Raw genomic sequence first — 25,030 nt, 5'->3', positions numbered from 1 at the left:
AGTCGTCACCGATTGTGATCCACCTTTCGTTACGAGCACACCAGCGGATGATCTCAATTTGGGTCACGGTTGATGGCGTATCCACTGAACCGCCGATTTCGGACATCCGTTTTGCCTCGTAGAAGCGATATAGACCGCTTTCCGTTACGAAGCGACTACAAAAAGGACGAAGCTGTTATCGACGCCCGTAAGGATCACTTTCGGTAACCCACGCGAAATGCGGGGCTCAGGCTCCGGCGGGCGCCTGACCGGCCGGCGACAGCAGGCTGAGCGCCGCGGACCGTTGCGAGTGGAGAATCTGCACGGTGTCCTCGGTACAGGTGCCGGGCTTCTCGTCCATGACACAGAGTGTGCCCACGATGTGACCCTCCGAAGAATGCAAGGGCACGCTGGCGTACGACCGGACGCCGCTCACCGCGAACAGCGGCGTGTCCGCGTACTCCTCGCTCTCCCGGCTATCCGCGATCAGCACCGGCACGTCCTCGGCCACCACGATCGCGTCCGGCGACCACTCGGCCGGCACCCCGCCCGCCTCCCGGACCCACTTCGGCAACCCGTGGGACCCGGCCACCACGACGCTGTCGTTGAGCACCAGCGTGATCGCCGCGGTCGGCACCCCGGTCAGCACGGCCAGCCGCTCGGCGAACGTGTCCAGCCCGCCACCGGCGTGCGCGGGCCGGGTCAGGAAGTCCGAGACGGCCAGCAGCCGTGGCACGTCGGCCAGTTGGGCGGCGGTGCCCGGGTGCACGTCCCGCGCGGCGAGCAGTTCCTCGGTCGCCTCCAGCAGGTGCTTCGGGCGGACCGGCTTGGAGATCGTCACGTCGCAGAGATGCCGGGCCGCGGCCGGCGTGGCGGCGGACAACATGATCACCGGGATGGCCGAGGTGCTCTCCTCGGCGCGCAACCGGTCGGCCACCTCGAGCCCGGTCATGCCGGGCATGTGATGGTCGAGGATCACCAGGTCCGGAGTGGCGCGGCCGATCAGGTCCAGCGCTGCCGCACCGCTCGGGGCGGTCTGCACCGCGTGGCCGGCGTTGCTCAGCACCGTCGCGAGCAGTTCGGCGATGTCCCGGTCGTCCTCCGCGATCACGATGGACGCCATGGCTCGTTCCCCTCGGTCGGCCGCCAGAATCGTTCCGACCATAATCCCGGCGTGACCGGCCGGTCCCCGGAACGGGAAATGTCGGCGGGTCAGGCCGCCCAGGCCAGATCCGCCGACCGGATCCTGGTGAGCAGGTCCGCGATCCAGGCCCGCTCGGCGCCCACCAGGCCGTGCCAGTAACCGTGCTCCAGGGTGTCCAGCCCGGTCATCGCCGACGAGCCGCCCGGCAGCGCCGCCTGCTCCCCCGCCAGCCGCTCGGCCCGCTCCGACAGCAGCGCCACCGCCCGATCCGCGGGAAGACTCCCCAGATACGCCACGGCCAGCGCGAAGTCGACCGAGGCGACCGGGGTGTCGCGCAGGCCGGACTCGACCTTCTCCCGGAAGCAGGCGAAGCCCGGCTCGGTCAGCTCGAACACCGTCCGCGGCGGCCGGTTGCCGACCTGACCGGGCTCGCGGGCCTTGACCAGGCCGGCCCGGTGCAGCGACTTGAGCAGCGTGGTCACCGTGCTGCGGGTCGCCCGCAGCTGCGCATACCGCTCCTGCAGGCGGGTGGCCAGGTCGTAGGCGTGCGCCGGCCGCTCCCCGAGAAACCCGAGGATGGGCAGCACCAGACTGTTCCGTGAGGCATCCAGCGGCATGGGCCAACGGTATGGGCGTATACACCTAGAGACAACCCAATATCGACCTCGATCTCCGATTCGGCCCCCGACGGCGTACCGGCGTACCCCCGTAGGGTGATTAGGGTGGAACCACTGACTAACTGGGCCGGCAACATCACCTTCGGCGCGCGGCAAGTCCTGCGCCCGCGCTCGCTCGACGAGGCACGCGAGCAGATCGCGGCCGCCACGAAACTGCGCGTGCTGGGCAGCGGACACTCGTTCAACCGGCTCGCCGACACCGACGGGGACCTGATCTCGCTGGCCGGGCTGCCCCGGACCGTGCAGATCGCGCCGGACCGCGCGACCGTCCGCGTCGACGGCGGCATCCGGTACGGCGACCTCGCCGCCCGCCTGCACGCCGAGGGCCTCGCCCTGCACAACATGGCGTCGCTGCCGCACATCTCGGTGGCGGGCGCGGTCGCCACCGCCACGCACGGATCCGGGGTCGGCAACGGCAACCTGGCCACCGCTGTCGCCGGCGTCGAGATCATCCGCGCCGACGGCGAGCTGGTCACGCTGACCCGCGGCGACGCGGACTTCCCCGGCTCGGTGGCGGCGCTCGGGGCGCTCGGCGCGGTGGTCGCGCTGACCCTGGACGTGCAGCCGGCGTTCGAGCTGCGGCAGTACGTCTACGAGGGGCTGCCGGCCACGTCCGTACGCGCGGAGCTGCCCCTGATTCTCGCCGACGGCTACAGTGTGAGCCTCTTCACGCGCTGGACCAGTGCGGACGTCGACCAGGTCTGGCTCAAACGACTCGAGCCGATGAGCGGCGCCGACTTCCACGGCGCGACCCTGGCCGACGGGCCGCGCCACCCGGTGCCCGGCATGCCGGCCGGGAACTGCACCGAGCAGGGCGGCGTGCCCGGGCCCTGGCACGAGCGCCTGCCGCACTTCCGGATGGAGTTCACCCCCAGCAGCGGCGAGGAGCTGCAGTCCGAGTGGCACGTCCCGCTGTCGCGCGCCGGCGACGCCATCGACGCGGTGGCCCAGGTCCGCGAGCGCGTCGCGGACGTGCTGCAGGTCTCCGAGGTACGGACGATCGCCGCCGACGAGCTGTGGATGTCGCCGAACTACCGGCGGGACAGCCTGGCGCTGCACTTCACCTGGATCGCCGACACCGAGGCGGTGCTGCCGGTCGTCGCCGACGTCGAGAAGGTGCTCGCCCCGCTCGATCCCCGGCCGCACCTCGGCAAGATCTTCACGAGCGCGCCGTCGCTGCCGCGGTCGGCCGACTTCGCGGCGCTGGTGCGGCGCTTCGACCCGGCCGGCAAGTTCCGCAACGACTTCCTCGACCGTCTCCTCGGCTGACCGGCCGGCGCTCACGGCTGACAAACAGCCCCGGGACAGCCACCAGCGCCAGCTCGGGCTCGCCCTCAGCAGCCGCAGGCGGCGCCGGCCGGGGCGGTCAGCTCATCGGCGGGGCGCGACCACTCGCCCCGCTCGTCACGCACCGGGAAGCCCTCGCGCACCCAGTACTCGTACCCGCCGATCATCTCCTTGACGTCGTAGCCGAGCCTGGCGAACTCGAGCGCCGCCCGCGTCGCCCCGTTGCATCCCGGCCCCCAGCAGTAGGTGACCACCGCTGTCCCGGCCGGGATCAGCTCGGCCGCCCGCGCGGCGATGTCGCGGGTCGGCAGGTGCACCGCGTGCGGAAGATGTCCCTGCCGCCACGCCTCGTCGCTGCGTGAGTCGACGACGATCACGCCGGTTGTGCCCGCCTCCAGGCCGGCGTGGACGTCGCTGACGTCGGTCTCGAAGCGGAGACGGTTGCTGAAGTGATCGATCGCGCTGTTCATGAGCTCGATCGTGCCGCCGCTCGGCCGTCCGGCCCAGTGGCGCTGATGCCATCCACCGCTAACATCGCGCCATGCTCCGGATCGGCAAACGCGGCCCCTCGGTAACGGTCCTCGCCTTCGACGGCATGTCCGTCTTCGAGCTCGGCATCGTCACCGAGGTCTTCGGCCTGCCCCGCCCGGAGTTCGACCGTCCCTGGTACGAGTTGACCGTCTGCGCCGAGACTCCCGGCCCGGTGCGGGTGATCGGCGGAGCGTCGCTGCACACGCCGTACGGGCTGGACACGTTCGCAGCCGGCGAGACCGTCATCGTCCCCGGCGTGCCGGACGTCCACGCCGACTCGTCGCCGGCCCTGGTCACGGCGTTGCGCGCGGCTCACGACCGGGGTGCCCGGATCATGTCGATCTGCTCGGGCGCGTTCGCGCTGGCCGGCGCGGGTCTGCTGGACGGCCGCCGGGCCACGACGCACTGGCGGTACGCGGAGCTGCTGCGCGACCGCCACCCGTCCGTCGAGGTCGACGCGGACGTCCTCTACCTCGACGACGGCAACGTCCTGACCAGCGCCGGGAGCGCCGCCGGCCTGGACCTGTGCCTGCACGTGATCCGCCGCGACCACGGCCCGGCGATCGCCAACGCGGTCGCCCGCCGTCTCGTCGTCCAGCCGCACCGGGACGGCGGCCAGGCGCAGTTCATCGAGGCCCCGGTGACCGAGGACCCGGCCGACGACCGCCTGACCCGGAGCATGGAGTGGGCGCTGCGCAACCTCGCCGCCCCGATCACCGTCGAGGTCCTGGCCCGGCGCGCGCACATGTCCGCACGCACCTACCTGCGGCATTTCGCGCGGGCGACCGGCACCACGCCGATCCGCTGGCTGATCGGGCAGCGGGTGCACGCCAGCCTCGCCCTGCTCGAGACGACCGCCAGCCCGATCGAGGAGGTGGCGTCCACTGTCGGTTTCGACTCGCCGGTGACGTTCCGGCACCACTTCACGCAGACGATGCGGACGTCGCCGTCGGCCTACCGCAGGGCGTTCCGGGCAGGCCCCTCGTAGGTCAGGCCGGCGAAGATCGCGCCGGCCCTGGTCCGGGCGGAGAACAGGTACCGTCCGTGCGGGCCGGGCTCGGTGCCGTAATCGGTGAAGACCTTGTCGTCGTCCGACTTCGACGCCAGGGCCGCCGGGCAGGAGTCCGTGACCCCCTTCCCGGCCTCGGCGGCGAACCGTCGCGCGGCCCAGTCCGCCAGCGCGGCACAGGCCTGCGGGCCGGCCGGCGACATGGCCCAGACCAGGGTGAAACCGTTGCCGCCGAGCAGCACCGGGCGCCCGTCCTGCTGCGTCCACTCGGCGTCGTCGGACGTGTCCAGCCCCGGGTCGGCGACCAGCTCCCAGCCGGACGGCCCGCCGGAGGCCAGCGCGCCCCGCAACGCCAGGTCCCGCTCCGCGGTGGGCGACGGCGGCCGGGCCCAGATCCAGGCGGCCAGCGCGACCACGACGACGAGCAGCACCCCGAGCGCGACGACGATCGGCCGCCGGCGGCGCGGGGCGGTGAGCGGCTGGGCGGGGCTTGTCTCGGTCACCCGCCCAGTGTCACTCACCTCGCCACACGATCACCCCGCCGGGCTGCACCGTCACCGGGCCCGGCAGCGCACGCCCGGTCAGCGCGTTCGTTCCCGGCCCGGGCAACGGGACCGTCCCCGGCGCCTCACCATGGTTGAACAGGAACAACAGGTCACCCCGCCGGACCGCCTCCATCTCCGGCGGCAGCCCGGGCAGCACCGGCGTCACCCCTGCCTCGGCGGTCACCCGGTCCACCAGCCGGCGCAGCGCGTCGTCGCCGAGCCCGGGCGAGACGTACCAGGCCACGCCCCTGCCGAACCGGTTCCGGGTGATCGCCGGCGCGCCCGCCAGCACATCCCCGGCATACCGGACGACCGTCTCGGCGCCGGCCGTCTCCACCCGCTCGCTCCAGCAGACACCCTGGTCACCGTTGTCCAGCGCGATGGTCGTGCCGGGGGCGAGCGGACGCCACTCCACCACCCGTACCCCCAGGAAGTCGCGGAACGCGCCGGGATAGCCACCGAGCCGCACCCGCCCCGCCGGGTCCGCGATCCCACTCAGATGCCCCACCACCAGATGCCCGCCACCCGCGACGAACTCCCGCAACGCCGCCGCGCTCTCGTCCGAGACCAGGAACAGATGCGGCAAGAACACGATTGTGTACGCCGTGAGCCGCGCGCCGAAGCCGTCCTGCCCCGGGAACACGAAGTCGGTGGCGACGCCCGACCGGTACAGCGCCCGGTGCACCTGCTGCACGGCCGCCAGGTAGTCGATGTCCGCGGCAGGCAACCCGCCGCCCTGCAGCGCCCACCACGACGGCGCGTCCCAGCTCACCGCCGTGCGCGCCGGCACCGCACCACCGGCCTGGGGCGCCAGCGACTGCAACGCCCGGCCCAGCCCCACCGCCTCCCGGAACACCGGACTGTCCGGGCCGGCATGCGGCACCAGCGCCGAGTGGAACAGCTCCGCCCCGCCGCGCGGCTGCCGCCACTGGAAGTACATCGCCCCGCGCGACCCGCGAGCCACATAGCTGAGGCTGTGCCTGGTCAGCCGTCCGGGCTCCTTGGCGTGCATCCGCCCCGGCGTGTAGATCAGGTTCGGCGCGGTCTCCATCAGCAGCCACTCTCCGCCGGCCCAGCCGCGCGCCAGGTCCCCGGACGTCGTCTCCGCCTCACCCCGGCCGGCGGCCCAGCCGCGCGCCAGGTCTCCGCCGAACGCCGTCTCCGCCTCACCCCCGCCGTCGGCCCCGGCCGGATAGTGATCGACCGCGACGACATCCACCTCGGCCGCCCAGCGCGCGTGGTCCACGCTCACCCAGCCGCCCTGCACGAAGTTCGTCGTGATCGGCACCTCCGGACACGCCTGCCGCAGCAGGTCCCGTTGCTCGACGAACGCCCCCAGCAACTCGTCCGACAGGAAACGCCGGAAATCCAGCACGTGCGCCGGATTCGGCAGGTACTGGGTGGCCCGCGGCGGCAGGATCTGCGCCCAGTCCGAGTAGCGCTGACTCCAGAACGCCGTGGTCCACGCCTCGTTCAGCGCGTCCAGGCCGCCGTGCCTCTTCTGCAACCACGACCGGAACGCCGCCGCGGTCAGATCGCAACGGCAGTCCGTCCCGTACTCGTTGTGCACGTGCCAGAGCGCCAGCGCCGGATGCCGCGCATAGCGACCGGCCAGCTCAGCGGCGATGCGGCGGGCCGCCTCGCGATAGGCCGGCGCGGAGACGCAGTACGTGTCCCGGCTCCCGTGCGTCAGCCGGACACCGTCCGCGGTCACCGGCAGCCCCTCCGGGTGCGCCAGCGAGAACCACGGCGGCGGGGAGGCGGTCGGGGTGGCGAGCGCGACCCGGATCCCGCCGTCGTGCAGGCGGTCCATGATCCGGTCGAGCCATCCGAACTCGAAGCGGCCCTCCGACGGCTCCAGGTGCGACCAGGCGAAGACGCCGAGCGAGACCATCGTGACGCCGGCCTGACGCATCAGTGCGACGTCCTCGGCCCAGAGCTGCTCCGGCCACTGCTCGGGGTTGTAGTCGCCACCGAAGAACAGCATCGCACCGCCTTGACTTTAGTTTTGTCCCTGAACAAAGTAGGCACCGTGCCCAGCGCCGTCAATCCGCTCGTCTCGCTCAGGGGCCCCCTCCCCTCCCCCACCGCCTCCGCCTGCGGCCTGAGCTCCGACCCGGGCCGGAACTGCGGCCCCGGCCCCGATCCGGACCTCGGCTCCGCGCTCATGACCGAGGACTGGGAGCACGCGCTGATCACCGGCAACGGCCGTCAGGGCGCGCTCTGTTACGGCTCCCCGGCGGCACTCCGGTTCACCCTCGCCCACGAGGACGTCTTCCAGCCGATCACCGAGCCGCTCCCCGCACCGGCGACCGCCGCCGCTCTGCCCCGGCTACGCCGGTTACTGGCGGACGGCCACTACGCCCGAGCCGCCACCGAGGTCTGCGACCTCGCGATCGCTGAGCATCCGGGCTACGCCGGGACGCGCTGGATCGATCCGCTGATCGGCACGGCGACCTTGACGTTCACCCCGGACCGCCCCGGCGCCGGGTGGGCACGTCGCACCGATTTCCGCACCGGCGTGGTCCTTCAGCAGTGGACCGGGGTCACCTGCGAGTCGTTCCTCTCCCGTGCGGCCGACACGCTGTTCATCCGGGTCACCGGATGCCACGGCACGCTGTCCCTGACCCCGATCGCCGGAACTCCGGAGCGCCCGATCGACGTCACCGTGACCGGGTCCGGCGACGCTCTCACGCTGACCGCGCGGTTCCGCGACGCGCACTGGCCGGGCGCGCTCGACGGATACACCGTCACGGCGCGCTCCTGGCGTACCGCGAACGGGGTGGTGATCGCGGCTCGGACCACCCCCGGTCTGGACTCTTCGGCATTGCGCGAGATGCCGGACTTCGACACCGTGCTCGCCGAGCACGTCAGGATCCACGGCCGGCTGTACGACCGGGTCCACCTCTCCCTTCCCGATCAGCGCACCGAGGAGCTCTTCGACGCCGGCCGTTACGCGATCATCAGCAGCACCGGATCCCGCCCGCCGACACTGCAGGGCGTCTGGAGCGGCACGTACTCACCGCCGTGGCGCAGCGGCTGGACCATCGACGGAAACCTTCAAGCCGCACTGCTCGCGGTGCACACCACCGGCACGCCCGAGCTCATGCCGGCGCTCTTCGACCTGCTCGACTCCCTTCGTGCGGACCTGCGCGAGAACGCCCGCCGCCTCTACGGACTGCCCGGCCTCTACGCGCCCGCCCATCTCGGCACGCACGGGCGGCAGAACCATTTCGGCCCGATCTGGTGCCTGACGTTCTGGACGGCCGGCGCCGCCTGGCTCGGCCGGCTCCACCTGGAACACTGGCAGCACACGGCGGACGTCTCCTTCCTGCGCGACCGCGCCCTGCCCTACCTGCGCGAGGTCGCCGAGTTCCACCTCGCCTTCGCGGAGATCGTCGACGGCCGGGCCAGGTTCAGCCCGTCCTACTCGCCGGAGAACCATCCGTCCACCACCGGCTCGCAGGCCACTGTGGATGCGACACTGGACGTGCGGGCTGCGGGTGACGTGCTGCGCGCGCTGCTCAGCCTCGACGGGCAGAACCCGCTGGCGCACCGGTGGCGAGCGCTGCTGGACGCGTTACCGCCCTACCGGGTCACGGACGCCGGTGAGCTGGCCGAATGGCTCGACCCGCGCTTCGGCGACAACCACGAGCATCGGCACTGCAGCCACCTCTACCCGCTGTACTACGGCGGCGACCCGGAGCTCCTCGACGACCCGGAGCTGCACGCCGCCGCGGTGACGACGGTGCGCAGACGCCTGCGGTGGTGGTTGAGCGAGGCTTCCGACGAGATGGGGTACGGCCTGGGGCTGCTCGGCGTGGCCGCCGCCCGCCTGGGCCTCGCCGCGGAGGCACACGCCGCGCTGACCCGGTTGTCCGACGCGTATTGGCGGCCGAACCTGGTGCCCACCCACAACCGCGACCACATGTTCAACGTGGACCTGGCCGGCGCGTTTCCGGCCCTGGTCGCCGCGATGCTGCTGGCCAGCAGGGACGTCGGACCGGACGGTGTGGCGCGTCTGCAACTGCTGCCCGCCCTGCCCGCGGCGTGGCCGGCCGGGGGCATCCGCGGCCTGATCGCCCGCGGCCCGGTCCGGGTCGATCTCACCTGGGGCCCCGGCTCGCTGGAGGTCACCCTGACCTCGGCACTCGCCAGAACCGTCGTCGTCACGTGGCCTGCCGGCACCATGTCGATCTCCCTTTCACCCGGAGCACCGCGTCGGTTGCGCCTCGACCGGTGAGTTGCTGCCGGCCGATCGCGCCTGCCCATCATCCCGGTTCCGGCGGCCCGATCTGAGTTATCCACAGTGGGCGGTTGTCCACAGGCCGCCGACATGATCTTCGCCTGACCTGCGAGAATGGGAAGTGGTGGCTATCCCCCAGGGAGGGTGGGCTCTGCCCGGATCGCTCTGCCCCGATCGGCTCCGCCCCGATCAACTCTGCCCGGCCGCAGCTTGGCGCCGCGCCACGACCGTGAGCAATCCGCGGCCCCGCGCGGCCCCACGGCGGGCGGCATCTCACGCCGTACGGGCAAATCAGGAAGGACGAGAACCGCCCGGGCGGAACCGGAGCTGGGATCCGGAACCACCCGGCGGCAGTCTCGGCGCCGCAGGCGTCAGCCTTTGATCGCCCCGACGATCACGCCCTTGGTGAAGTGCCGCTGCACGAAGGGGTAGATGATCAGCGCGGGCACCAGCGTCACCACCACGACGGCCATCTTGATCGCGAGGTTCGGCGGCGCGGTGTAGCCGATGCCGGGCAGGTGGACGACCGTTCCGGCGCCCGCGTTGGTGGGTGACTGGCCGGCGAGGATGAACATCTGGAGCACCCGCTGGACCGGCTGGAGATCGTTGCGGTCGAGGTAGAGCACCGCGTTGAAGAACGTGTTCCAGTAACCGACCGCGTAGAACAGCCCGACGACCGCGGTGACCGCTTTCGACAGCGGCAGCACGATGCGGAACAGGATGCGGAACTCGCCGGCGCCGTCGATGCGCGCGCTGTCCAGCAGCTCGGTCGGGATGCCCATGAAGAACGCGCGCAGCACGACCAGGTTGAAGGCGCTCACCGCGGCGGGCAGGACCAGGGCGAGCAGGTTGTCCTTGAGTCCGAGACCGGTCACCACGAGGTAGCTCGGGATCATGCCGGGATAGATCAGGAAGGTGAGCAGGAAGTAGAACAGGATCGGCCGGTGCAGCAGCGTGCCGGTGCGGGAGAGCCCGTACGCCGCGAGCACCGTCACGCTCAGGCTCACCGCCGTGCCGATCACCGTCACGATCGTGCTGACCAGGACCGCGTCGGTCACCTGGCCGCCCTGGAAGATCACGATGTACGCGGAGGGATTGAACTCGCGCGGGAGGAAGACGTACCCGCCGGCGCTGTTGATCGTCTCGGTCGAGGACAGGCTGGTGACGACGACGACCCAGAGCGGCACGACGACGACCGCGATGATGATCGCGATGACCGTGCCCTTGCCGAGCTGGCCGAGCCGGGACGGTTTCTCCTCCCACACCGGCCGTCCGCTGGGCCGCCGCGGTTTCAGTTGCGCCAGAGTGGTCATTTCTTCGCGTAGATCCCTTGCTCGCCGAGCTTGTGGGCGACCTTGTTGGCGCCCACGATGAGCAGCAGCCCGACCAGGGCCTTGAACAGGCCCGCGGCCGCACCGACGCCCCACTGCTGGACCGAGATGCCCTGGTAGTAGACGAAGGTGTCGAGCACCTCGGAGGCGTCCCGCCCGACCGCCTCGCGTTGCAGGTAGAACTGCTCGAAGCCGACGTTGAGCGCGTCGCCGAGCCGCAGGATCAGCAGCAGCACGATGACCGGGCGCAGGCCGGGCAGGGTGACGTGCCAGAACCGCCGCCCGCGCCCGGCCCCGTCGGCCGCGGCCGCCTCGTAGAGGTTCGGGTCGATCGCGGCGAGCGCGGCCAGGAAGACGATCATGCCCCAGCCGGCGTCCTTCCAGATCGCCTGGGAGGTGATCAGGAAGTAGAACGTGTCCGGGTTCGTCATGAAATCGGGCGCGGTGAAGCCGGCCTCCCGCGCGGTCTGCGCGATCAGGCCGGCGCCGCCCAGCATCATCTGGAACAGCGAGACGACCAGCACCCAGCTGAAGAAGTGCGGCAGGTAGACGACGCTCTGCACCAGCGAGCGGATCCGCGGCGACATGATGCTGTTCAGCAGCATCGCCAGCAGGATCGGGATCGGGAAGTAGAACACCAGCTGGAACGCGGTGATCCCGAGCGTGTTGCGGACCGAGTCCCAGAACGCCGGGGTCTCGAACAGATACTGGAAGTTCCCGAAACCGATCCACTCGCTGTGGAGGAACGCCTGCACCGGCGAATCACCGGCGAACGGGTTGTAGTCCTGGAACGCGATGACGTTGCCGAGGGCGGGCAGGTAGTGGAAGACCGCCAGCAGCAGCATCGCCGGGATGCACATCAGGATGAGCGGCCAGTCGCGACGCAAACGCGCCGCGACTGACATCCGGGAAGAGACCGCTTCCTTGGTACGGGGTGTGACCGCGGTCCCCACCACTGAGGGCGAGCTCATCGGCCGTTGTCCGCCAGCACCTTGGCGTAGAAGTCGCGCGCCTTGTCACCGCCGGCGGCCTTCCACTCCTGGACGACCTTGTCGAAGTCGGACAGCGGGCGCCGGCCGCGCATGATGTCGGTGACCTTGTCCTGGGTGGGCTGCTCGATCGCCGCCTGTTCGGTCGGCACCTCGACCTTGATGCCCTCCCACGGGTTCTTCTCCAGGTACTTGGTCGCGTCGTTGCCCCAGCCGACCATGTCCTTCGCGTAGTTCGGCAGGTCGGGGTCGCTGACCACCACGGCGGGACGGCCGCCGATGAAGATGAACTGGTTGGCGAACTCCTTGGTGAAGGTCTCGTTGGTCTTCGGCGCGCCGCTCGCGTCCCGGGTGAAGTGCGTGCCCTCGACGCCGTAGTTCTGCAGCTCCCACTCCTTGGTGCCGAACGGCGCCGCGGTGTAGTTGAGCACGCGCAGCAGTTCCTTGGTCCGCTCCTCGCCCTGCCCCTTCTTGATGAAGGTCCACATGATCGACGGCGTGCCGCCCCAGCGCACCGGCGGCGTGCTCGCGTCCGCCCCGAACACCTTGACCGCCTGCATGTTGAAGCCCTTGCCCTCCCGGGTCTTCTCGCGCTGCGTCTCCTTCCAGGAGCCCAGACCCGTGGCGTACGAGAAGATCTTGCCGCCCTTGAAGAGCGTGGTCACGTCAGCGCCCTTGCTGCTGGCCAGGTCGGGGTGGATCAGCTTCTCGGAGTAGATCCGGGCCATCCACTCGACCGCGCGCTTGTACTGCGGGGTCTCGTAGCGGTGCTGGACCTTGCCGTCGGCGGTCTTGAACCAGCCGTTCTGCGAGCCGGGGTTCCCGGTGATCTGCAGGACCTCCTGGAAGATGTCGCCGAACGCCCACTCGCCCTTGTCCGGGTTGGTGAACTTCTTGCCGAACTCGTAGAGCGAGTCGAGGTCGGTCGGGGCGGCGATGCCGCGCTGGTCGGCGACGTCCTGCCGGATGTAGAGCGCGGTCGGGTAGGGCGAGTCGGTGGGGAACGGGACGCCCATCAGCTTGCCGCCCCAGACCGAGTCCTTCCAGGCGGCCGTGTCCAGGCCGGCCAGCAGCGGGTACGCGTTCGCCTTGTCCCCGGCCAGGTAGGGCGTCAGGTCCTCGAACAGCACGTGCACGCCGTCCGAGAACCGCGCCAGCTTGTTGATCTCCCAGCCCGGGATGCAGGTCAGGTCGGGCACGTCACGGGCGCCGAGCATGGTGTTCAGCTTGTCGCCGTACGTGGTGCCGTCCTGCACGCTGAACGTGATCGTCCCGCCCAGGTCGGCGCCGACCGCTTCGACGTACTTGTTCGAGGCCGGCGGGGCCGGACCCCACCACGGGGTGGTCGCGGTGACCGGCTTGCCGCTGGTGATCGCCTTCTCGGTGACCGCGTCGACGAGGGTCGCCGGGTACTTCACGTAGCCGTCGGCCATCGGGCGGATGCCCTTGATGTCCGGCGCGACCAGGGTGGAGTCCTTGAACGTCGGGACGACGCCGGCGGCCTGGTCGGCGTTGGTGGCGGTGCCCGTGGAGCCGGGCTTCTTGCTGCAGCCCTCCAGTGCTCCCAGTCCCGCGATCGAGGCCGCGCCCAGACCGGCCAGACCCAGGAAAGTACGCCTGCTCGTAGACGCGCCCACGGCGCACCTGCCTTCCTATGTGACTTGACAGTCTTTCTAGGCTTTAGTTTGTCCAAGCTCTAAACTAAGTGCATCGAAGACAAGCTAACTGACGCGGTCCGGCGCGACAAGATGCCGCTGGGAGCGCACCCACGACGGGATACGGCAAGATTGTTCACAGCACGGAGCCGGCGACCGGAGAGCGGAGCTTGACTTGACCACCACCCGGGCGGAACCCCAGCCGGCAGATTTCGCTGACGTGCGCACCACCAATCTCGCCGTGGTGCTGCGTCATCTGCGTGCGCACGGGCCCAGCTCCCGGGCCGCGATCGCGGCGTCGACCGGCTTGACCAAGGCGACCGTCTCCAGCCTGACCGGCGACCTGATCGCCCATCGGCTGCTGCGCGAGACCGGGTTGAGCGGGAACCGGATCGGGCGACCGGCGACCGCGCTGACGCTGGACGGTTCGGCGTACGCGGCGATCGGCATCCAGGTCTCGCCGGGGCAGCTGACAGCCCTGGCCGTGGACTACGCGGGTGATCAACTGCTGTTGTGGCACCGCGCGTTCGAGCCCCGCCGGATGAACAGCGAGATCGTGGCGCTCGCCCAGCGGGCCGCGTCGCGGGTGCGCCAGCACGGCCGCCATCTGCTGGGACTCACCGTGGCGGTGCCCTCGCCCGACCTGCGCGACCTGATCGCCGGCTCGCTGCGGCAGAAGGACCTGGTCGTCACCGTCGCCCACCACGCGGTGCTGGCCGCCGTCGCCGAACAACGACAGGCCGGCCGGCCCGGTGGCGATCTCGCCTACATCTCGGGCGCCGCCGGTCTGGAGGCCGGCCTGATCCTGGACGGCCATGTCCGGCGCGGCGGCCGGCTCGGTGGTTTCACGCTGGGCCCGGCCGGCTCCCCCACGTTGCAGGACCAGGCCGGGATCGAGACCCTGGTCAAGCGCGCGCTGCCCGATTTTGATCCGTCCGCGCTGATCGACCTCGGGCCGGCGGTGGAGCAGGTCGCCGCCCGTGCCCGCGCCGGTGACGCCGTGGCCCTGGCCACCCTGGCGCACACCGGCAGTTACCTCGGCCAGGGCCTGGCCGTACTGACGAACCTGATCAACCCGGAAGTGATGATTCTCGGTGACCATTTCGCCACCCTGGCCGAGTGGCTGATCCCCGCCGCCCGCGCCGAGCTGAGCCGGCACGGCAAGGCCTCGGCGGTACGCGTGGTGGCGTCCACCCTGGGCCTGCACGCGGCCGCCCTGGGCGGCGCCGTGGCCCATCTTGATCAGGTCGACATCGGACGGATCCCGCAGCCGGTCGGCTGATTCATCGATGTAACGATCGATGACCAAACATGTGTGCCGCACCTTGACCTAGTCCTGACGAGGGTGCGAGCCTCAGGGAACTTCGTCCGAAACATTCGCGAAACCACTCGCGTGGATCTCTTCGCCCCATCGTCGAAGCGCTTCGACACCTGCCCCTGGGAGCGCTCCAACGATCGGGCACGGCCCCGAAGGAACACGTTGTGATGACCGAATCCCCCTCTCGCGTCGTCTTTCGCGACCCGCAGCAGAAGCTCGACACCCGGGTCGGCGACCTGCTCGCCCGGCTCAGCACGGCCGAGAAGATCGCCCTGCTCCACCAGCACCAGGCGCCCGTCCCCGCGCTCGGCATGGCCGGCTTCCGCACCGGCACCGAAGCGCTGCACGGCGTCGCCTGGCTCGGCACGGCCACCGTCTTCCCCCAGCCGATCGGCCTCGCCAGCAGCTGGAACCCGGACCTGCTCCGCCGCGTCGGCGAAGCGGTCGGCACCGAGGTGCGCGCCATGCACCACGCCGACCCGGAACGCGTCGGCCTCAACGTCTGGGCGCCCGTCGTGAACCTCCTGCGTGACCCCCGGTGGGGCCGCAACGAGGAGGGTTTCTCCGAGGACCCGTGGCTGACCGGGGTGCTGAGCACCGCGTACGCGGGCGGGCTGCGCGGCGACCACCCGCAGTGGCTGCGGACCGCGCCGACCCTCAAACACTTCCTGGCCTACAACAACGAGACCGACCGGTGCCTGACCAGCAGTAACCTGCCCCCACGGGTGCTGCACGAATACGAGCTGCCGGCCTTCCGCCCGGCGATCGAGGCGGGCGCCGCGGTCGCGGTGATGGCGTCCTACAACCTGATCAACGGGCGGCCTGCCCATCTGAGCCCGCTCGTCGACGACGTGCTGCGCGGGTGGTCCCCGGACGACCTGATGGTGGTCGGTGACGCGTACGCGGTCCACAACATCGCCGGTGACCAGCACTGGGAGGACGACCACGTGGCCGGGTTCGCGGCCGCGCTGCGAGCCGGCATCGACTGCGTGACCGAGAACGGCGACGACGCCGCACCGACGATCGCCCGGCTCACCTCGGCGCTGGAACGCGGGCTGATCAGCGAGTCCGACGTGGACGCGGCGGTGCGGCACATCCTGTCCGTGCGGATCCGGCTCGGCGAGTTCAACCCCGCGGAAGACCCCTACCGCGCCACCGGCCCCGAAGTTATCGACTGCGCGGAGCACCGCCGGCTCGCCCGGGAAGCGGCGCGCGCCTCGATCGTGCTGCTCAGCAACGACGGCATCCTGCCGCTGGACCGGGCCACAGCCGGGCGGATCGCGGTGATCGGGCCGCTCGGCGACGCCGTCTTCGACGACTGGTACAGCGGGACCCCGCCGTACCGCCGGACCCTGCGCTCCTCCCTCGGTGACGTCCTGTTCCACGAGGGCGTCGACCGGATCGTGTTGCGCGGCGCGGGCGGCACCCTGGTCGTCTCCGGCGACGGGCTGCGAGTGGACGCGGTCGACGGCACACCGGACGCCGCGCTCTTCGACGTCCTCGACTGGGGGCAGGAGACGATCTCGCTGCGTGCCGTCGCCAACGGGCTGTGCGTCGGCTTCGACGGGCAGGTGCTGCGCAACGACCAGCCCGGGCCGAACGGCTGGGAGGTCAAGGAGACCTTCACGTTCGAGCCGGTCGGCGGCGGGGTGGCCCTGCGGCACCTGCAGACCGGGCGCTTCCTGCGGGCCGGCACGGACGGGCTGGTGCGACCCGGCGCCCCGGACCTCACGGACGCCACCGTGTTCACCGTCGACGTGCTGATCGACGGCGTGACCGCGGCCGCGGCGGTGGCGGCCTCCGCCGACGTCGTGGTGCTGGCGCTGGGCAGCCACCCGATGGTCTGCGGGCGGGAGACGATCGACCGCCGGGACCTGGACCTGCCCGGCGCCCAGGACGAGCTGATGCGGGCGGTTCAGGCGGCCAATCCTCGTACCGTCCTGGTGCTGACCAGTAGTTATCCCTTCGCGATCGGCTGGGCCGAGCAGCACCTGCCGGCCATCGTGTGGTCCGCGCACGGTGGGCAGGAGCACGGGGCGGCGCTCGCTGACGTGCTGCTCGGGGCCGAGCCGTCCGGGCGGCTGACGCAGACCTGGTACACCGACGACAGCGAACTGCCGGAGCTGCTCGACTACGACATCATCGCGACGGACGCCACCTATCTGTACTACCGCGGGACTCCGCTGTTCCCGTTCGGTCACGGACTCAGTTACACCGAGTTCCGGTACGCCGATCTCCGGCTCACCACTTCGGGGCCCTCCCCCTCCCCTCCCACCTCCGTTGCGAGCGGGCTCGCGGTGGGCCCGGCCGCCGCGGTCACGGTCAGCGTCGACGTCGTCAACGCCGGCACGCGCCCCGGCGACGAGGTCGTGCAGCTCTACACCCGGCAGCAGCACTCCCGCGTCAAGCAGCCGTTACGCCGCCTGCGCGATCATCGGCGCGTGCATCTGGCCCCCGGCGAACGGACCCGCGTCTCGTTCACCCTGGACGTCGCCGAGCTGGCGTTCTGGGACGTCACGCGTTCCCGCTGGGTGGTCGAGCAGGCGGCGCACACCATCGCCGTCGGCCGTTCCAGCCTCGACTGGGCGTTGACCACGACGCTGCGCGTCCGCGGCGAGGTGATCCCGCCACGCACGGCCCGCTCCGGCTTGCGGCTGATCGACAACGATGCGTACGCCGGGACGACGCCCGTCGCGATCAGCCTGGACCCCGGCGAAGCGCTGCGCAGCGTCGCCCCGGGCGCCTGGGCCGTCTTCGCCGACGTCGATCTGGACGGCGGCCTTCAGCAGGTCTCCGCGCTGGCCTCCATGGGATCCACTCCCTCCACTGATCTGCCGGTCATGCCGTCCGAGGTGGTGTCGTTCACTGATTCCGCCGGCGACAGTGCCACCGTCACCCTGCGCCTGGACGATCCGCTCACCGGACCTGTCCTGGCGATCCTCACGATTCCGCGGGCCGAAGGCCGTCTCGACGTCGCCTCCGCACGGGCGCCGATCGGCCCGGTCGGTGGCGTTCACGATGTCTTCGTCGTCTTCGACCAGCCCGGCATCGCGGTGGCAACCCTAGCCTTCTCCTGACGCGCCGCCGGAGTTTTCCACAGGCCGTCCCGCCCTTGTCGTCCACAGCCGTCGCGTTGTCCACAGCCGTCGCGTTGTCCACAGCCGTCGCGTTGTCCACAGCCGGAGAAAGACTGCCGACGGCAGGGTCGTTCGTCTGACATAGTCGTGGCGCAAGCCGATCCCGGGGAGGCAACGATGACGTCTGCTGGCACTCGGCCACTGACGCAGGCCGGCGGCACCGTCGCGGTCGCCGTCCTCGCCGCGCTCAGCTGGTTCGGCTGGATGGGCTGGGACGTGCAGTATCAGACGGATTCGGACACCGCGACCGTTAGTGGGCCCTACGAGGCCTGGCAGGTGATCGGTTGCGCCCTGACCCTGCTGGCGGTCTTCGCGGGTGCGGTGGCGTTTGGTGTCCGGCCGGTGTTCGTCTCGGTCGCGCTGACCGTGGCGTTCACCGCGGCCTGGACCGTGACCGCGGCCTCTCAGGACGACACGGGGCTCTATGGCGTCGGCACGGTCCTGCTGTTCCTCGGTCTCGGCCTGGCCACGCTGATCGCGTCCGTGATCGCCACGGCGATCCGGAACCGCCGCGCATCCGTCCTCTGATCGGTGGCCCTGCCGTGGCCCCACCGGCCGCGGTACCCAGCCACGGACGGGCGTGTGCGGTCCGGGAGACGTGGCGTCGTACTTCTCGGAGGGGCGCGTCGGCGTAGGGGACGGATCTCGGCTGCCCGCCCGACCACATCAAGCGGCGGACATGGATGCGGACCATCTCGGCGGCGGGGGGACTAACGCCTTGCCGGGATGGCCCGCAGTGTCCAGCCGCGCCGGACCCGTTCCGTCGTCGAAGGAATCCCGCCAGGTCGCACATAGGTGAACACTCCGCGTTCAGCGCACGGAGTCCAGTACTCGGAGTATTCCGCAAAAAGGCCGATCCACGGAATACCGAACCTTTCCTGGAACCATTCGGGCGGGAGATCGATCGGGTTCGACATGGCCTTCAACCTGCTGATTTGCAAGTTGCATACCGTTCCGCTAATGACCCTCCTTTCTGGAATTTGGCACACTGATTTACCGGGAACGCATTGTCCCGGGGCTATCGAACTTCGTACTCTGTTGGTCAACTGTCATCGATCGACATAAGTGCGATGAAGCGGGGCAGCCATGCAGATCAAGGTCATCGACGAGATCACCGATGAAGAGATGCACGTGGCCGCGTGGGAACTCTACGAGCGAGCACTCGGAGAGATGCGCTCCCTTGCGGTACAACGACACCTCATGTACCGATCCGAATTCGACGAGGTCATGCGCGACCTGCGGATCGACAAGTACCTCTGCTACGACGACGACGGCACGCTCTGCGGGTTGTCCACCTTCAGCAGCGACCTGCGGGCGATGCCTCTCATCTCACCGGAGTACTTCGAGCGCCGCTGGCCCGAGCTCTATCAGGGTCGAAGGATCTGGTACGCCGGCTTTGTAGCGGTCGACCGTGCGGCCCGTGGATCCCGCGCCCTGCTCGAGCTGATGGAGGCGATGTACCACACCGCTTCCGCCAACAACGGCATGATCGCTCTCGACTTCTGCCGATACAACGACAGCAAGCGGAACATGGGCAAGGCCACCGAACGGATCCTCAGCCGATTCGCACGCGGGGTGATTCGCGTCGAACGGATGGACGAGGAGCAGTTCTGGTCCTACGAGTTCCCAGCTGCCGCCTGAGCTCTCAGATTCGGGCCATAGGCTGCCTCCACATAGCCCAGAGCGGGGGGCCGTCCGGTAGGTCGATCACGGTCCGGACCTGGTAGCCGTGACGAAGGTAGAGATCCCGGTTACGCGGGTCGTTCGCCTCCAGGTAGGCGGGGATGCCCGCACTGTCGAGCCGGGCGTGATGCCGGTCCAGAAGCGCGCCACCGATGCCGCGGTTCTGCCGGCTCGGACGCACGGCCAGGAACGCCAGGTAGTGATGCGGATCGAGCGGATGGTGGGCTTCGAGCGCAGCATCCAGTTTCAGCACGCGGTCGTGTGCGTCCTCGCTCGCCTCCTTGACCCGCCGGTCATAGTCGGCCGGTGGCGGGATCAGCGACGTCAGCGGGAACCACAGCGCTACGCCGGCCATCCGCCCGGTCTCCGCATCCGAGGTGCTGTACACCTCGCCGTACTGAACCGCGTAGTCGACGAAGATCTCGAAGTATCGGGACGCGTTCCGGCGCCGCATCATCGGGTCCGGGTGGAGCCAACGGGCGACCGGCCCGTCCCACATCGCGTCGGCCACGAGCTCGGTGATCTCGGCGGTGTCCAGTGGCGACACATGCCTGATCACAAGATCCTGGATGGCGTACGTCATGGAAGTTGTCCCTACCTGATCGACGGCATCTGACTGTTGACAGGAACGGAATGCGAGTGCGGGCGGGCCGGCTCGGGAAGCTCGATGAGCGCACGGCCGTCACCGCCACGCCCGATCACCGCGTAGGCATGCGGCCTGGTACGGCGCATGATGAGCGCCCACCCCATGCCGAGCACCGCGGCCACGGCGTAACCCACCGGGAAGATCCAGCGGAAGGTGGAGCCCACCGGCACCTGCAGGATGTCGCCGAGCCCGATCACGGTCGCGTCCAGCACCAGGCTGAGCATGAAGAACGCGAGCACCGGCGCGACCTTCGATCGCCAGATGTTCTCCCTGCCCGGGTTCTTGAAGAAGAACGCGATGACCGCCGCGGACGCCGCCCACATCAGGATCAGCACGCCCAGGCCGCCGATGGTCGTCAGCCAGGCGAACAGGTACACCAGCGGGTCAGCGTTGATGAACGAGTAGAGGACGATCACGCCGAGAGCCAGCACGCTCTGCGCGATCGAGCCGACCACGGGAGCTCCGGTCCGCGGATGGGTGTATCCCCACACGCTCGGCAGCACGCCTTCCCGGCCCAGCGAGAACTGGTACCGCGCGACGGCGGCATGGAAGGCCAGCAGCGCGGCGAAGATACTGGTGATGAAGAGCACGTAGCCGATGGACACCAGGATCTCTGGTACGTGTGGCCCGACCAGCGCGAAAACCAGGTTCGTCTTCTCCTGCTGAGCCACCGCGACGATCCGGGCCGGACCGGTGCTGACCGACATCGCCCAGGCTGAGATGCCGAGGAGCAGGCCCGCGATGATGACCGAGATGTGCGTCGCCCGGGCGATGGTCTGCTTCGGGTCCTTCGCCTCCTCGGAGAGCACCACGGTCGCCTCGAAGCCGACGAATCCTGCGATCGCCAGCACCAGCATGGCGGCGACCTCGGGCGTCAGCAGCTGCACCGGATTGAGTGTGGTGAAGCTGACCGAACCGCCGGCCGGGTTGCCGATCATCACCGAGTCGTAGATGACGACAACGGCTATCTCGAGTGCGAGCAGCACGCCGAGCACCTTGCCGCTGAGATCGACCCAGAGCACGCCGAGCACCGCGACCAGGGCCCAGCCCACCAGGGCGCACGGCACCCAGGATGTTTGTATGCCCAGGCCTGCCAGCACACTCGAGGTGACCACCCCGAAGAGCCCGAACAGGCCGATCTGCATCATCGAGTACGCGGGAAGTGCGACGAACGCGGCCGCGACGCCCAGCACCCGGCCGAAACCCTGGCTGATGTAGGAGTAGAACGCGCCGGAGTTGACTATGTGCCGGCTCATCGCCACGAAGCCCACGGTGAACAGCGACAGGATCGCGGCGACCACCAGGTACACCACCGGTGCCGCGACCGAGCCGCTGATCACCGCGTAGACGGTCGAGATGCCGCCGATGACCACGGTGAGCGGCGCCGCGCCGGCCACCCCGAAGAACACCACCGAGGGGATGCCGAGCCGGTTGCGAGCCAGGGCGCTGCTGATCAGATCGGGTCCCGCCACGGTGGAACGGCGCTGCTCCATCAGGACGCGGCCGGCCCACTGTTCGTAGTTGTCGCGGCGGCGCTGATGCCTGCCCCGGCTCACCTGCGCCCCACCGCAAGTGCGGAGCCCACCGACGACTCAGTGCACTCGACCAATTCCCGCAGGTCGTCGGGCAATGAGGCGATCATGCTGGGCAGAGCGTGGTAGATGTGCGGGTACATCTCGAACCCGTACATCACGTGCCGGGTGAGCCCGGTGGCGACCACGATGCCGACAAGGATCCGGTCGGCGACACTCAATTCCATGCCTCGTACCAGCATGTTGGCGATCCGGGTCGAGGCCCAGGCCGCGGCGTTGCGCTGGCGGGCCGTGTTGGGCATGTAGAGCGTCTGTGTGCCCCCGAGCATCCGGCGCCGGGTGATCGCCTCGACAGCACCGACCCGGATCAGCCGCTCGGCGACCCGCAACGCCGAATCCTGCGCGAGGAATGCCAGCCAGGTATGCACGTCACGATGCTGCGATTGCGCACAAAGGAGATCGAGAATGTCGTGCGACAGCGCATCGCGCGGCGGATGCTGATCAATGACGAACAGGTCGCCGTCGGTGACGCCGATGCGGCCTTCGAGGACCAGCTCGGAGAGTAATGCGGCGGCCAGCCCCAGGCCGGTCGCACGGGGATGTAGCCTGGACCGCCCGGTACGGTCCTCGTGTGCGATCAGGTAGTACTGGTCAGCCAACACTTGCGCCACGCCCCTTAGACGCCAGTTCCAATGATCACTTCGCCTATGTCTTGAACAAGACAGAACTCGATGTCTTCGGCATCATGTCCCCAACAGCAAGGTCAATGCAAGAAGTACTAGACTTCTTATTCAGGCCCCGCTGCTCAGCACCCTCCTTCGGTGATCATCAATTGTCGATCATGAATGAGGGTTACCGGATCATGAGGAACACTCGTAATATCAGCCTCCTCAGCACCTTTAGGGAGTCTTAGGTGTCCGATATTGAGGGTCCGACACTGCGCCGCCGCCGACTCGGGGTGGAACTCAAGCGATGCCGCGAGGCGGCCCATCTGACCCAGCAGGACGTGTCACGGCATTTCGAGTGGCATTCCGCGAAGGTCACCCGGATCGAGACGGCCCGGGTCGCCGTGACGCCGCGCGATGTCCGAGATCTACTGACCCTCTACCGGGTCGAGGACGAGGAGTACCGGGAGGCTCTGGTCGAGCTGGCCCGCTCCTCGCGGGAGCGCAGCTGGTGGACCGACTACAAGGACATCATGCGCCCGGGGAACTTCGTGGGCATGGAGGCGGCCGCGACGTCGATGCGGTGCTGGGAACCGATCATCCTGCCCGGCCTGTTGCAGACCGAGGCGTACATGCGGGCACTGATCAGTACCGGTCGTTCGGCCGACCCCCCGCAGCGCATCGACCGGCGTATCTCGCTGCGACTGACGCGGCAGAGCCGGCTGCGCGGCGAGCACCCGCTGGAGCTGGCCCTGATCATCGACGAGGCGACGGTGCGCCGCGTGATCGGTGGCGAAGATGTGATGAACGCCCAGCTCGAGCATTTGATTGAGATAGCTAAATTGCCAAATATCTCATTGCAGATCTTGCCGTTCGGCGCCGGTGAACATTCGTTCCTGGGCGGCGCCGTCACCCTTTTGGAATACCGGGATACCACCCATTTGGATGTTGTCTACCTCGAAGGCATTGCGGGAGACTACTACGAGGAGCAGCCGAATGAGGTTGCCCGGTACAGGCAGGAGTTCGAGCGATTGAGCACGAGAGCGCTCGACCATCGCACCACCATTAAGATGATCGAGACTCTGCTCGGCGCTTAGCGACTCCCGAAACGCTCTCATATTGGAGGGAGGTGCACGAGTTGCTCGCGCACCAGCTCAAGGGTGCCGTCTGGAGAAAAGGCAGTCGCAGCAACGGCAACGGCGGCAACAATTGCGTCGAAGTCGCAATGCTCGATGAGGGAATCGCCGTCCGTGACAGTAAGAACCGGACAGGCCCAGCTCTCATGTTCACGCAGGCGGAGTGGACCGCCTTCGTGGACTCTGCCAAGGACGGCGAATTCGATATCGCCCCGTGAGCCTACCGATAGGCTCGCACCGACGGAAGGGTCCCGCTGAACTTCTTCGGTGCATGATCTGAAAGGGAAGCCGCAACACCCATCCGGGTGTTGCGGCTTTCTGCATGGTCGTTCCCGGTCAGGATTCATGACCGTTGACATAGAAGTAAGCCGATGCGAGGGTACGGGCACCGTCAGACCCGCGGTGACGATCCCCGCCCACTCGGCTGGGCTCCGTCACCTCACAGGAAGGGACGACCCCCGCATGCGCCTACGTCGCGCAGTCGCCGTCATGGCCGCCGCCGTCGCGGCCACCACCGCAGCCCTCGCCGGCCCCACCCCGGCCCAGGCCGTCAGCGCGGTGACCCTCGCCAACACGATCGCCCTGAGCAACTGCTCCGCCTCGCTGGTCCGCTACCCCACCTCGGTCAGCACCGACCGGGCCATGATGCTCACGAACGGACACTGCTACGAGGGTGGCCTGATCCCCGCCGGCACCGTTCTGCAGAACCGCACCAGCAGCCGCTCCGGCACTCTGCTCAACAGCAGCGGCCGCGCGCTCGCCACGGTCCGCGCCGACCGCATCCTCTACGCGACGATGACCGGCACCGATGTCACGCTGTATCGGCTGACCAGCACGTACGCGACGCTGTCCAGCAGCTACGGCGCGGCCCCGCTGACCATCTCGGCGAGCCACCCGGCCGCGGGCGCCAGCATGAGCATCCCGTCGAGCTACTGGAAGCGGATCTGGAACTGCAAGATCGACAGCTTCGTACCCACCCTCCGCGAGGACGAGTGGACCTGGCGTGACTCGATCCGTTACAACGCCGACTGCGACACCATTCACGGCACGTCCGGCTCCCCGATCGTCGACGCGAACAGCGGACAGATCATCGGCATCAACAACACCGGCAACGACGACGGCGAGAGGTGCACCCTGAACAACCCGTGCGAGGTCGACGCGAACGGCACCACGCACGTGTACCAGGGCCAGAGCTACGGCGAGCAGACGTACTGGTTCACCACCTGTCTGACCAGCACCCGGACCATCGATCTCACCAAATCGGGCTGCCTGCTGACCAAGCCGTAGCCCCCTTCGTGCCCGGCCGGAGGTCCCCCGGCCGGGCACGAGGACCCCGGCGCGCCCCGCACCGCCGACCGCGACCCGCTTTCCGAGCGGAGAAATCGCGGGCCGGTGCGGGGCGCGCCGCACATTCATCGATTCCCGGAGACCCGGCCCGGAATGCCGCTCACGGTCATCGACATTCGGACATTCATGTGCGTACGGCGGCAGCCGGTCGATGCGGCACACGAATCGTCATC

The 25,030-nt window shown here is 69.3% G+C and carries 21 protein-coding genes; 10 read left to right on the top strand and 11 right to left on the bottom strand.

All coding sequences use genetic code 11. The features are described 5' to 3' along the window. Positions 1-226 precede the first annotated feature (226 nt). Together Acy02nite_RS11665 and Acy02nite_RS11660 are read right to left on the bottom strand one after the other, a co-directional pair. Entirely contained in the window at positions 227-1,102 is an 876-nt protein-coding gene (locus Acy02nite_RS11665) for a response regulator (RefSeq protein ID WP_203739976.1), read from the bottom strand. 89 nt (positions 1,103-1,191) lie between these two features. Continuing rightward, positions 1,192-1,740, bottom strand: coding sequence for a PadR family transcriptional regulator (locus Acy02nite_RS11660; RefSeq protein WP_203739975.1), 549 nt, complete (start codon positions 1,738-1,740; stop codon positions 1,192-1,194). Positions 1,741-1,845: 105 nt separating this feature from the next. On the opposite strand from Acy02nite_RS11660, the gene Acy02nite_RS11655 reads away from it, so the two are divergent. Next, on the top strand, positions 1,846-3,069 hold the full coding sequence (locus tag Acy02nite_RS11655; protein ID WP_203739974.1) for an FAD-binding protein: 1,224 nt from the start codon (positions 1,846-1,848) through the stop codon (positions 3,067-3,069). 65 nt (positions 3,070-3,134) lie between these two features. Here the strand turns inward: Acy02nite_RS11655 and Acy02nite_RS11650 are convergent, their stop codons facing one another. Then, on the bottom strand, positions 3,135-3,557 hold the full coding sequence (locus Acy02nite_RS11650; protein ID WP_203739973.1) for a rhodanese-like domain-containing protein: 423 nt from the start codon (positions 3,555-3,557) through the stop codon (positions 3,135-3,137). Positions 3,558-3,628: 71 nt separating this feature from the next. Between Acy02nite_RS11650 and ftrA the strand changes: the two genes are divergently transcribed. Continuing rightward, positions 3,629-4,606, top strand: coding sequence for a transcriptional regulator FtrA (ftrA, locus tag Acy02nite_RS11645; protein ID WP_203739972.1), 978 nt, complete (start codon positions 3,629-3,631; stop codon positions 4,604-4,606). Here ftrA and Acy02nite_RS11640 read toward each other — a convergent pair. Next, positions 4,573-5,130: a hypothetical protein gene (locus Acy02nite_RS11640; protein ID WP_203739971.1), complete on the bottom strand. Its 558-nt coding sequence runs from the start codon at positions 5,128-5,130 to the stop codon at positions 4,573-4,575. The two genes, ftrA and Acy02nite_RS11640, sit on opposite strands and share 34 nt — an antisense overlap. A 10-nt stretch (positions 5,131-5,140) precedes the next feature. Continuing rightward, positions 5,141-7,159 (bottom strand): beta-galactosidase, encoded by a 2,019-nt coding sequence (locus tag Acy02nite_RS11635; RefSeq protein ID WP_203739970.1) that lies wholly within the window; start codon positions 7,157-7,159, stop codon positions 5,141-5,143. Positions 7,160-7,204: 45 nt separating this feature from the next. On the opposite strand from Acy02nite_RS11635, the gene Acy02nite_RS11630 reads away from it, so the two are divergent. Then, the gene (locus Acy02nite_RS11630) at positions 7,205-9,415 is read left to right on the top strand and encodes a glycosyl hydrolase family 95 catalytic domain-containing protein (protein ID WP_203739969.1); all 2,211 of its coding nucleotides are present in this window, start codon (positions 7,205-7,207) and stop codon (positions 9,413-9,415) included. A gap of 374 nt (positions 9,416-9,789) precedes the next feature. On the opposite strand, the gene Acy02nite_RS11625 is transcribed toward Acy02nite_RS11630, so the two are convergent. The 3 genes from Acy02nite_RS11625 to Acy02nite_RS11615 form a co-directional block, all read right to left on the bottom strand. Beyond that, entirely contained in the window at positions 9,790-10,731 is a 942-nt protein-coding gene (locus tag Acy02nite_RS11625) for a carbohydrate ABC transporter permease (protein ID WP_203739968.1), read from the bottom strand. Further along, positions 10,728-11,654, bottom strand: a complete 927-nt coding sequence (locus tag Acy02nite_RS11620; RefSeq protein ID WP_239174588.1) for an ABC transporter permease — start codon at positions 11,652-11,654, stop codon at positions 10,728-10,730. Before Acy02nite_RS11620 ends, Acy02nite_RS11625 begins: the two co-directional genes overlap by 4 nt. A 62-nt stretch (positions 11,655-11,716) precedes the next feature. After that, a complete protein-coding gene (locus Acy02nite_RS11615; RefSeq protein ID WP_203739966.1) occupies positions 11,717-13,375 on the bottom strand; it encodes an extracellular solute-binding protein in 1,659 nt (552 codons plus the stop codon). Positions 13,376-13,613: 238 nt separating this feature from the next. Between Acy02nite_RS11615 and Acy02nite_RS11610 the strand changes: the two genes are divergently transcribed. From Acy02nite_RS11610 to Acy02nite_RS11595, 4 genes are all read left to right on the top strand, one after another. After that, on the top strand, positions 13,614-14,675 hold the full coding sequence (locus Acy02nite_RS11610) for an ROK family transcriptional regulator (protein ID WP_239174586.1): 1,062 nt from the start codon (positions 13,614-13,616) through the stop codon (positions 14,673-14,675). Positions 14,676-14,878: 203 nt separating this feature from the next. After that, complete coding sequence (locus tag Acy02nite_RS11605; RefSeq protein WP_203739964.1) at positions 14,879-17,788, top strand: glycoside hydrolase family 3 protein; 2,910 nt, start codon at positions 14,879-14,881, stop codon at positions 17,786-17,788. Between the two features lie 177 nt (positions 17,789-17,965). Next, on the top strand, positions 17,966-18,376 hold the full coding sequence (locus Acy02nite_RS11600) for a hypothetical protein (RefSeq protein WP_203739963.1): 411 nt from the start codon (positions 17,966-17,968) through the stop codon (positions 18,374-18,376). Positions 18,377-18,934: 558 nt separating this feature from the next. Then, positions 18,935-19,489, top strand: coding sequence for a hypothetical protein (locus tag Acy02nite_RS11595; protein ID WP_203739962.1), 555 nt, complete (start codon positions 18,935-18,937; stop codon positions 19,487-19,489). A 4-nt stretch (positions 19,490-19,493) separates the two neighbouring features. Here Acy02nite_RS11595 and Acy02nite_RS11590 read toward each other — a convergent pair whose 3' ends face one another. From Acy02nite_RS11590 to Acy02nite_RS11580, 3 genes are read right to left on the bottom strand one after another with little or no spacing between them, the layout of a single operon-like run. Continuing rightward, a complete protein-coding gene (locus Acy02nite_RS11590) occupies positions 19,494-20,114 on the bottom strand; it encodes a GNAT family N-acetyltransferase (protein ID WP_203739961.1) in 621 nt (206 codons plus the stop codon). Between the two features lie 11 nt (positions 20,115-20,125). Further along, positions 20,126-21,670, bottom strand: coding sequence for an APC family permease (locus Acy02nite_RS11585; RefSeq protein ID WP_203740115.1), 1,545 nt, complete (start codon positions 21,668-21,670; stop codon positions 20,126-20,128). Between the two features lie 59 nt (positions 21,671-21,729). After that, a complete protein-coding gene (locus Acy02nite_RS11580; RefSeq protein WP_239174584.1) occupies positions 21,730-22,380 on the bottom strand; it encodes a GOLPH3/VPS74 family protein in 651 nt (216 codons plus the stop codon). Positions 22,381-22,622: 242 nt separating this feature from the next. Between Acy02nite_RS11580 and Acy02nite_RS11575 the strand changes: the two genes are divergently transcribed. The 3 genes from Acy02nite_RS11575 to Acy02nite_RS11565 all read left to right on the top strand — a co-directional run bounded on the left by Acy02nite_RS11575 (position 22,623) and on the right by Acy02nite_RS11565 (position 24,797). After that, on the top strand, positions 22,623-23,471 hold the full coding sequence (locus Acy02nite_RS11575) for a helix-turn-helix domain-containing protein (protein WP_203739960.1): 849 nt from the start codon (positions 22,623-22,625) through the stop codon (positions 23,469-23,471). A 41-nt stretch (positions 23,472-23,512) separates the two neighbouring features. Beyond that, on the top strand, positions 23,513-23,728 hold the full coding sequence (locus Acy02nite_RS11570; protein WP_203740113.1) for a DUF397 domain-containing protein: 216 nt from the start codon (positions 23,513-23,515) through the stop codon (positions 23,726-23,728). Between the two features lie 244 nt (positions 23,729-23,972). Continuing rightward, complete coding sequence (locus Acy02nite_RS11565; protein WP_203739959.1) at positions 23,973-24,797, top strand: S1 family peptidase; 825 nt, start codon at positions 23,973-23,975, stop codon at positions 24,795-24,797. Positions 24,798-25,030 lie beyond the last annotated feature (233 nt).

Origin of the sequence: Actinoplanes cyaneus, from assembly GCF_016862095.1 — a bacterium.
Taxonomy (GTDB): Bacteria; Actinomycetota; Actinomycetes; order Mycobacteriales; family Micromonosporaceae; genus Actinoplanes; species Actinoplanes cyaneus.
The sequence above is the reverse complement of the archived record's forward strand: the minus strand, read 5'-3'. Positions and strand labels throughout refer to the sequence as shown.

Coding starts and splice junctions, on each gene's coding strand:
- Acy02nite_RS11665 (WP_203739976.1), bottom strand. CDS start 1,102: ATGGCGTCCATCGTGATCGCGGAGGACGACCGGGACATCGCCGAACTG.
- Acy02nite_RS11660 (WP_203739975.1), bottom strand. CDS start 1,740: ATGCCGCTGGATGCCTCACGGAACAGTCTGGTGCTGCCCATCCTCGGG.
- Acy02nite_RS11650 (WP_203739973.1), bottom strand. CDS start 3,557: ATGAACAGCGCGATCGATCACTTCAGCAACCGTCTCCGCTTCGAGACC.
- ftrA (WP_203739972.1), top strand. CDS start 3,629: ATGCTCCGGATCGGCAAACGCGGCCCCTCGGTAACGGTCCTCGCCTTC.
- Acy02nite_RS11635 (WP_203739970.1), bottom strand. CDS start 7,159: ATGCTGTTCTTCGGTGGCGACTACAACCCCGAGCAGTGGCCGGAGCAG.
- Acy02nite_RS11625 (WP_203739968.1), bottom strand. CDS start 10,731: ATGACCACTCTGGCGCAACTGAAACCGCGGCGGCCCAGCGGACGGCCG.
- Acy02nite_RS11620 (WP_239174588.1), bottom strand. CDS start 11,654: ATGTCAGTCGCGGCGCGTTTGCGTCGCGACTGGCCGCTCATCCTGATG.
- Acy02nite_RS11605 (WP_203739964.1), top strand. CDS start 14,879: ATGACCGAATCCCCCTCTCGCGTCGTCTTTCGCGACCCGCAGCAGAAG.
- Acy02nite_RS11600 (WP_203739963.1), top strand. CDS start 17,966: ATGACGTCTGCTGGCACTCGGCCACTGACGCAGGCCGGCGGCACCGTC.
- Acy02nite_RS11595 (WP_203739962.1), top strand. CDS start 18,935: ATGCAGATCAAGGTCATCGACGAGATCACCGATGAAGAGATGCACGTG.
- Acy02nite_RS11590 (WP_203739961.1), bottom strand. CDS start 20,114: ATGACGTACGCCATCCAGGATCTTGTGATCAGGCATGTGTCGCCACTG.
- Acy02nite_RS11585 (WP_203740115.1), bottom strand. CDS start 21,670: ATGGAGCAGCGCCGTTCCACCGTGGCGGGACCCGATCTGATCAGCAGC.
- Acy02nite_RS11565 (WP_203739959.1), top strand. CDS start 23,973: ATGCGCCTACGTCGCGCAGTCGCCGTCATGGCCGCCGCCGTCGCGGCC.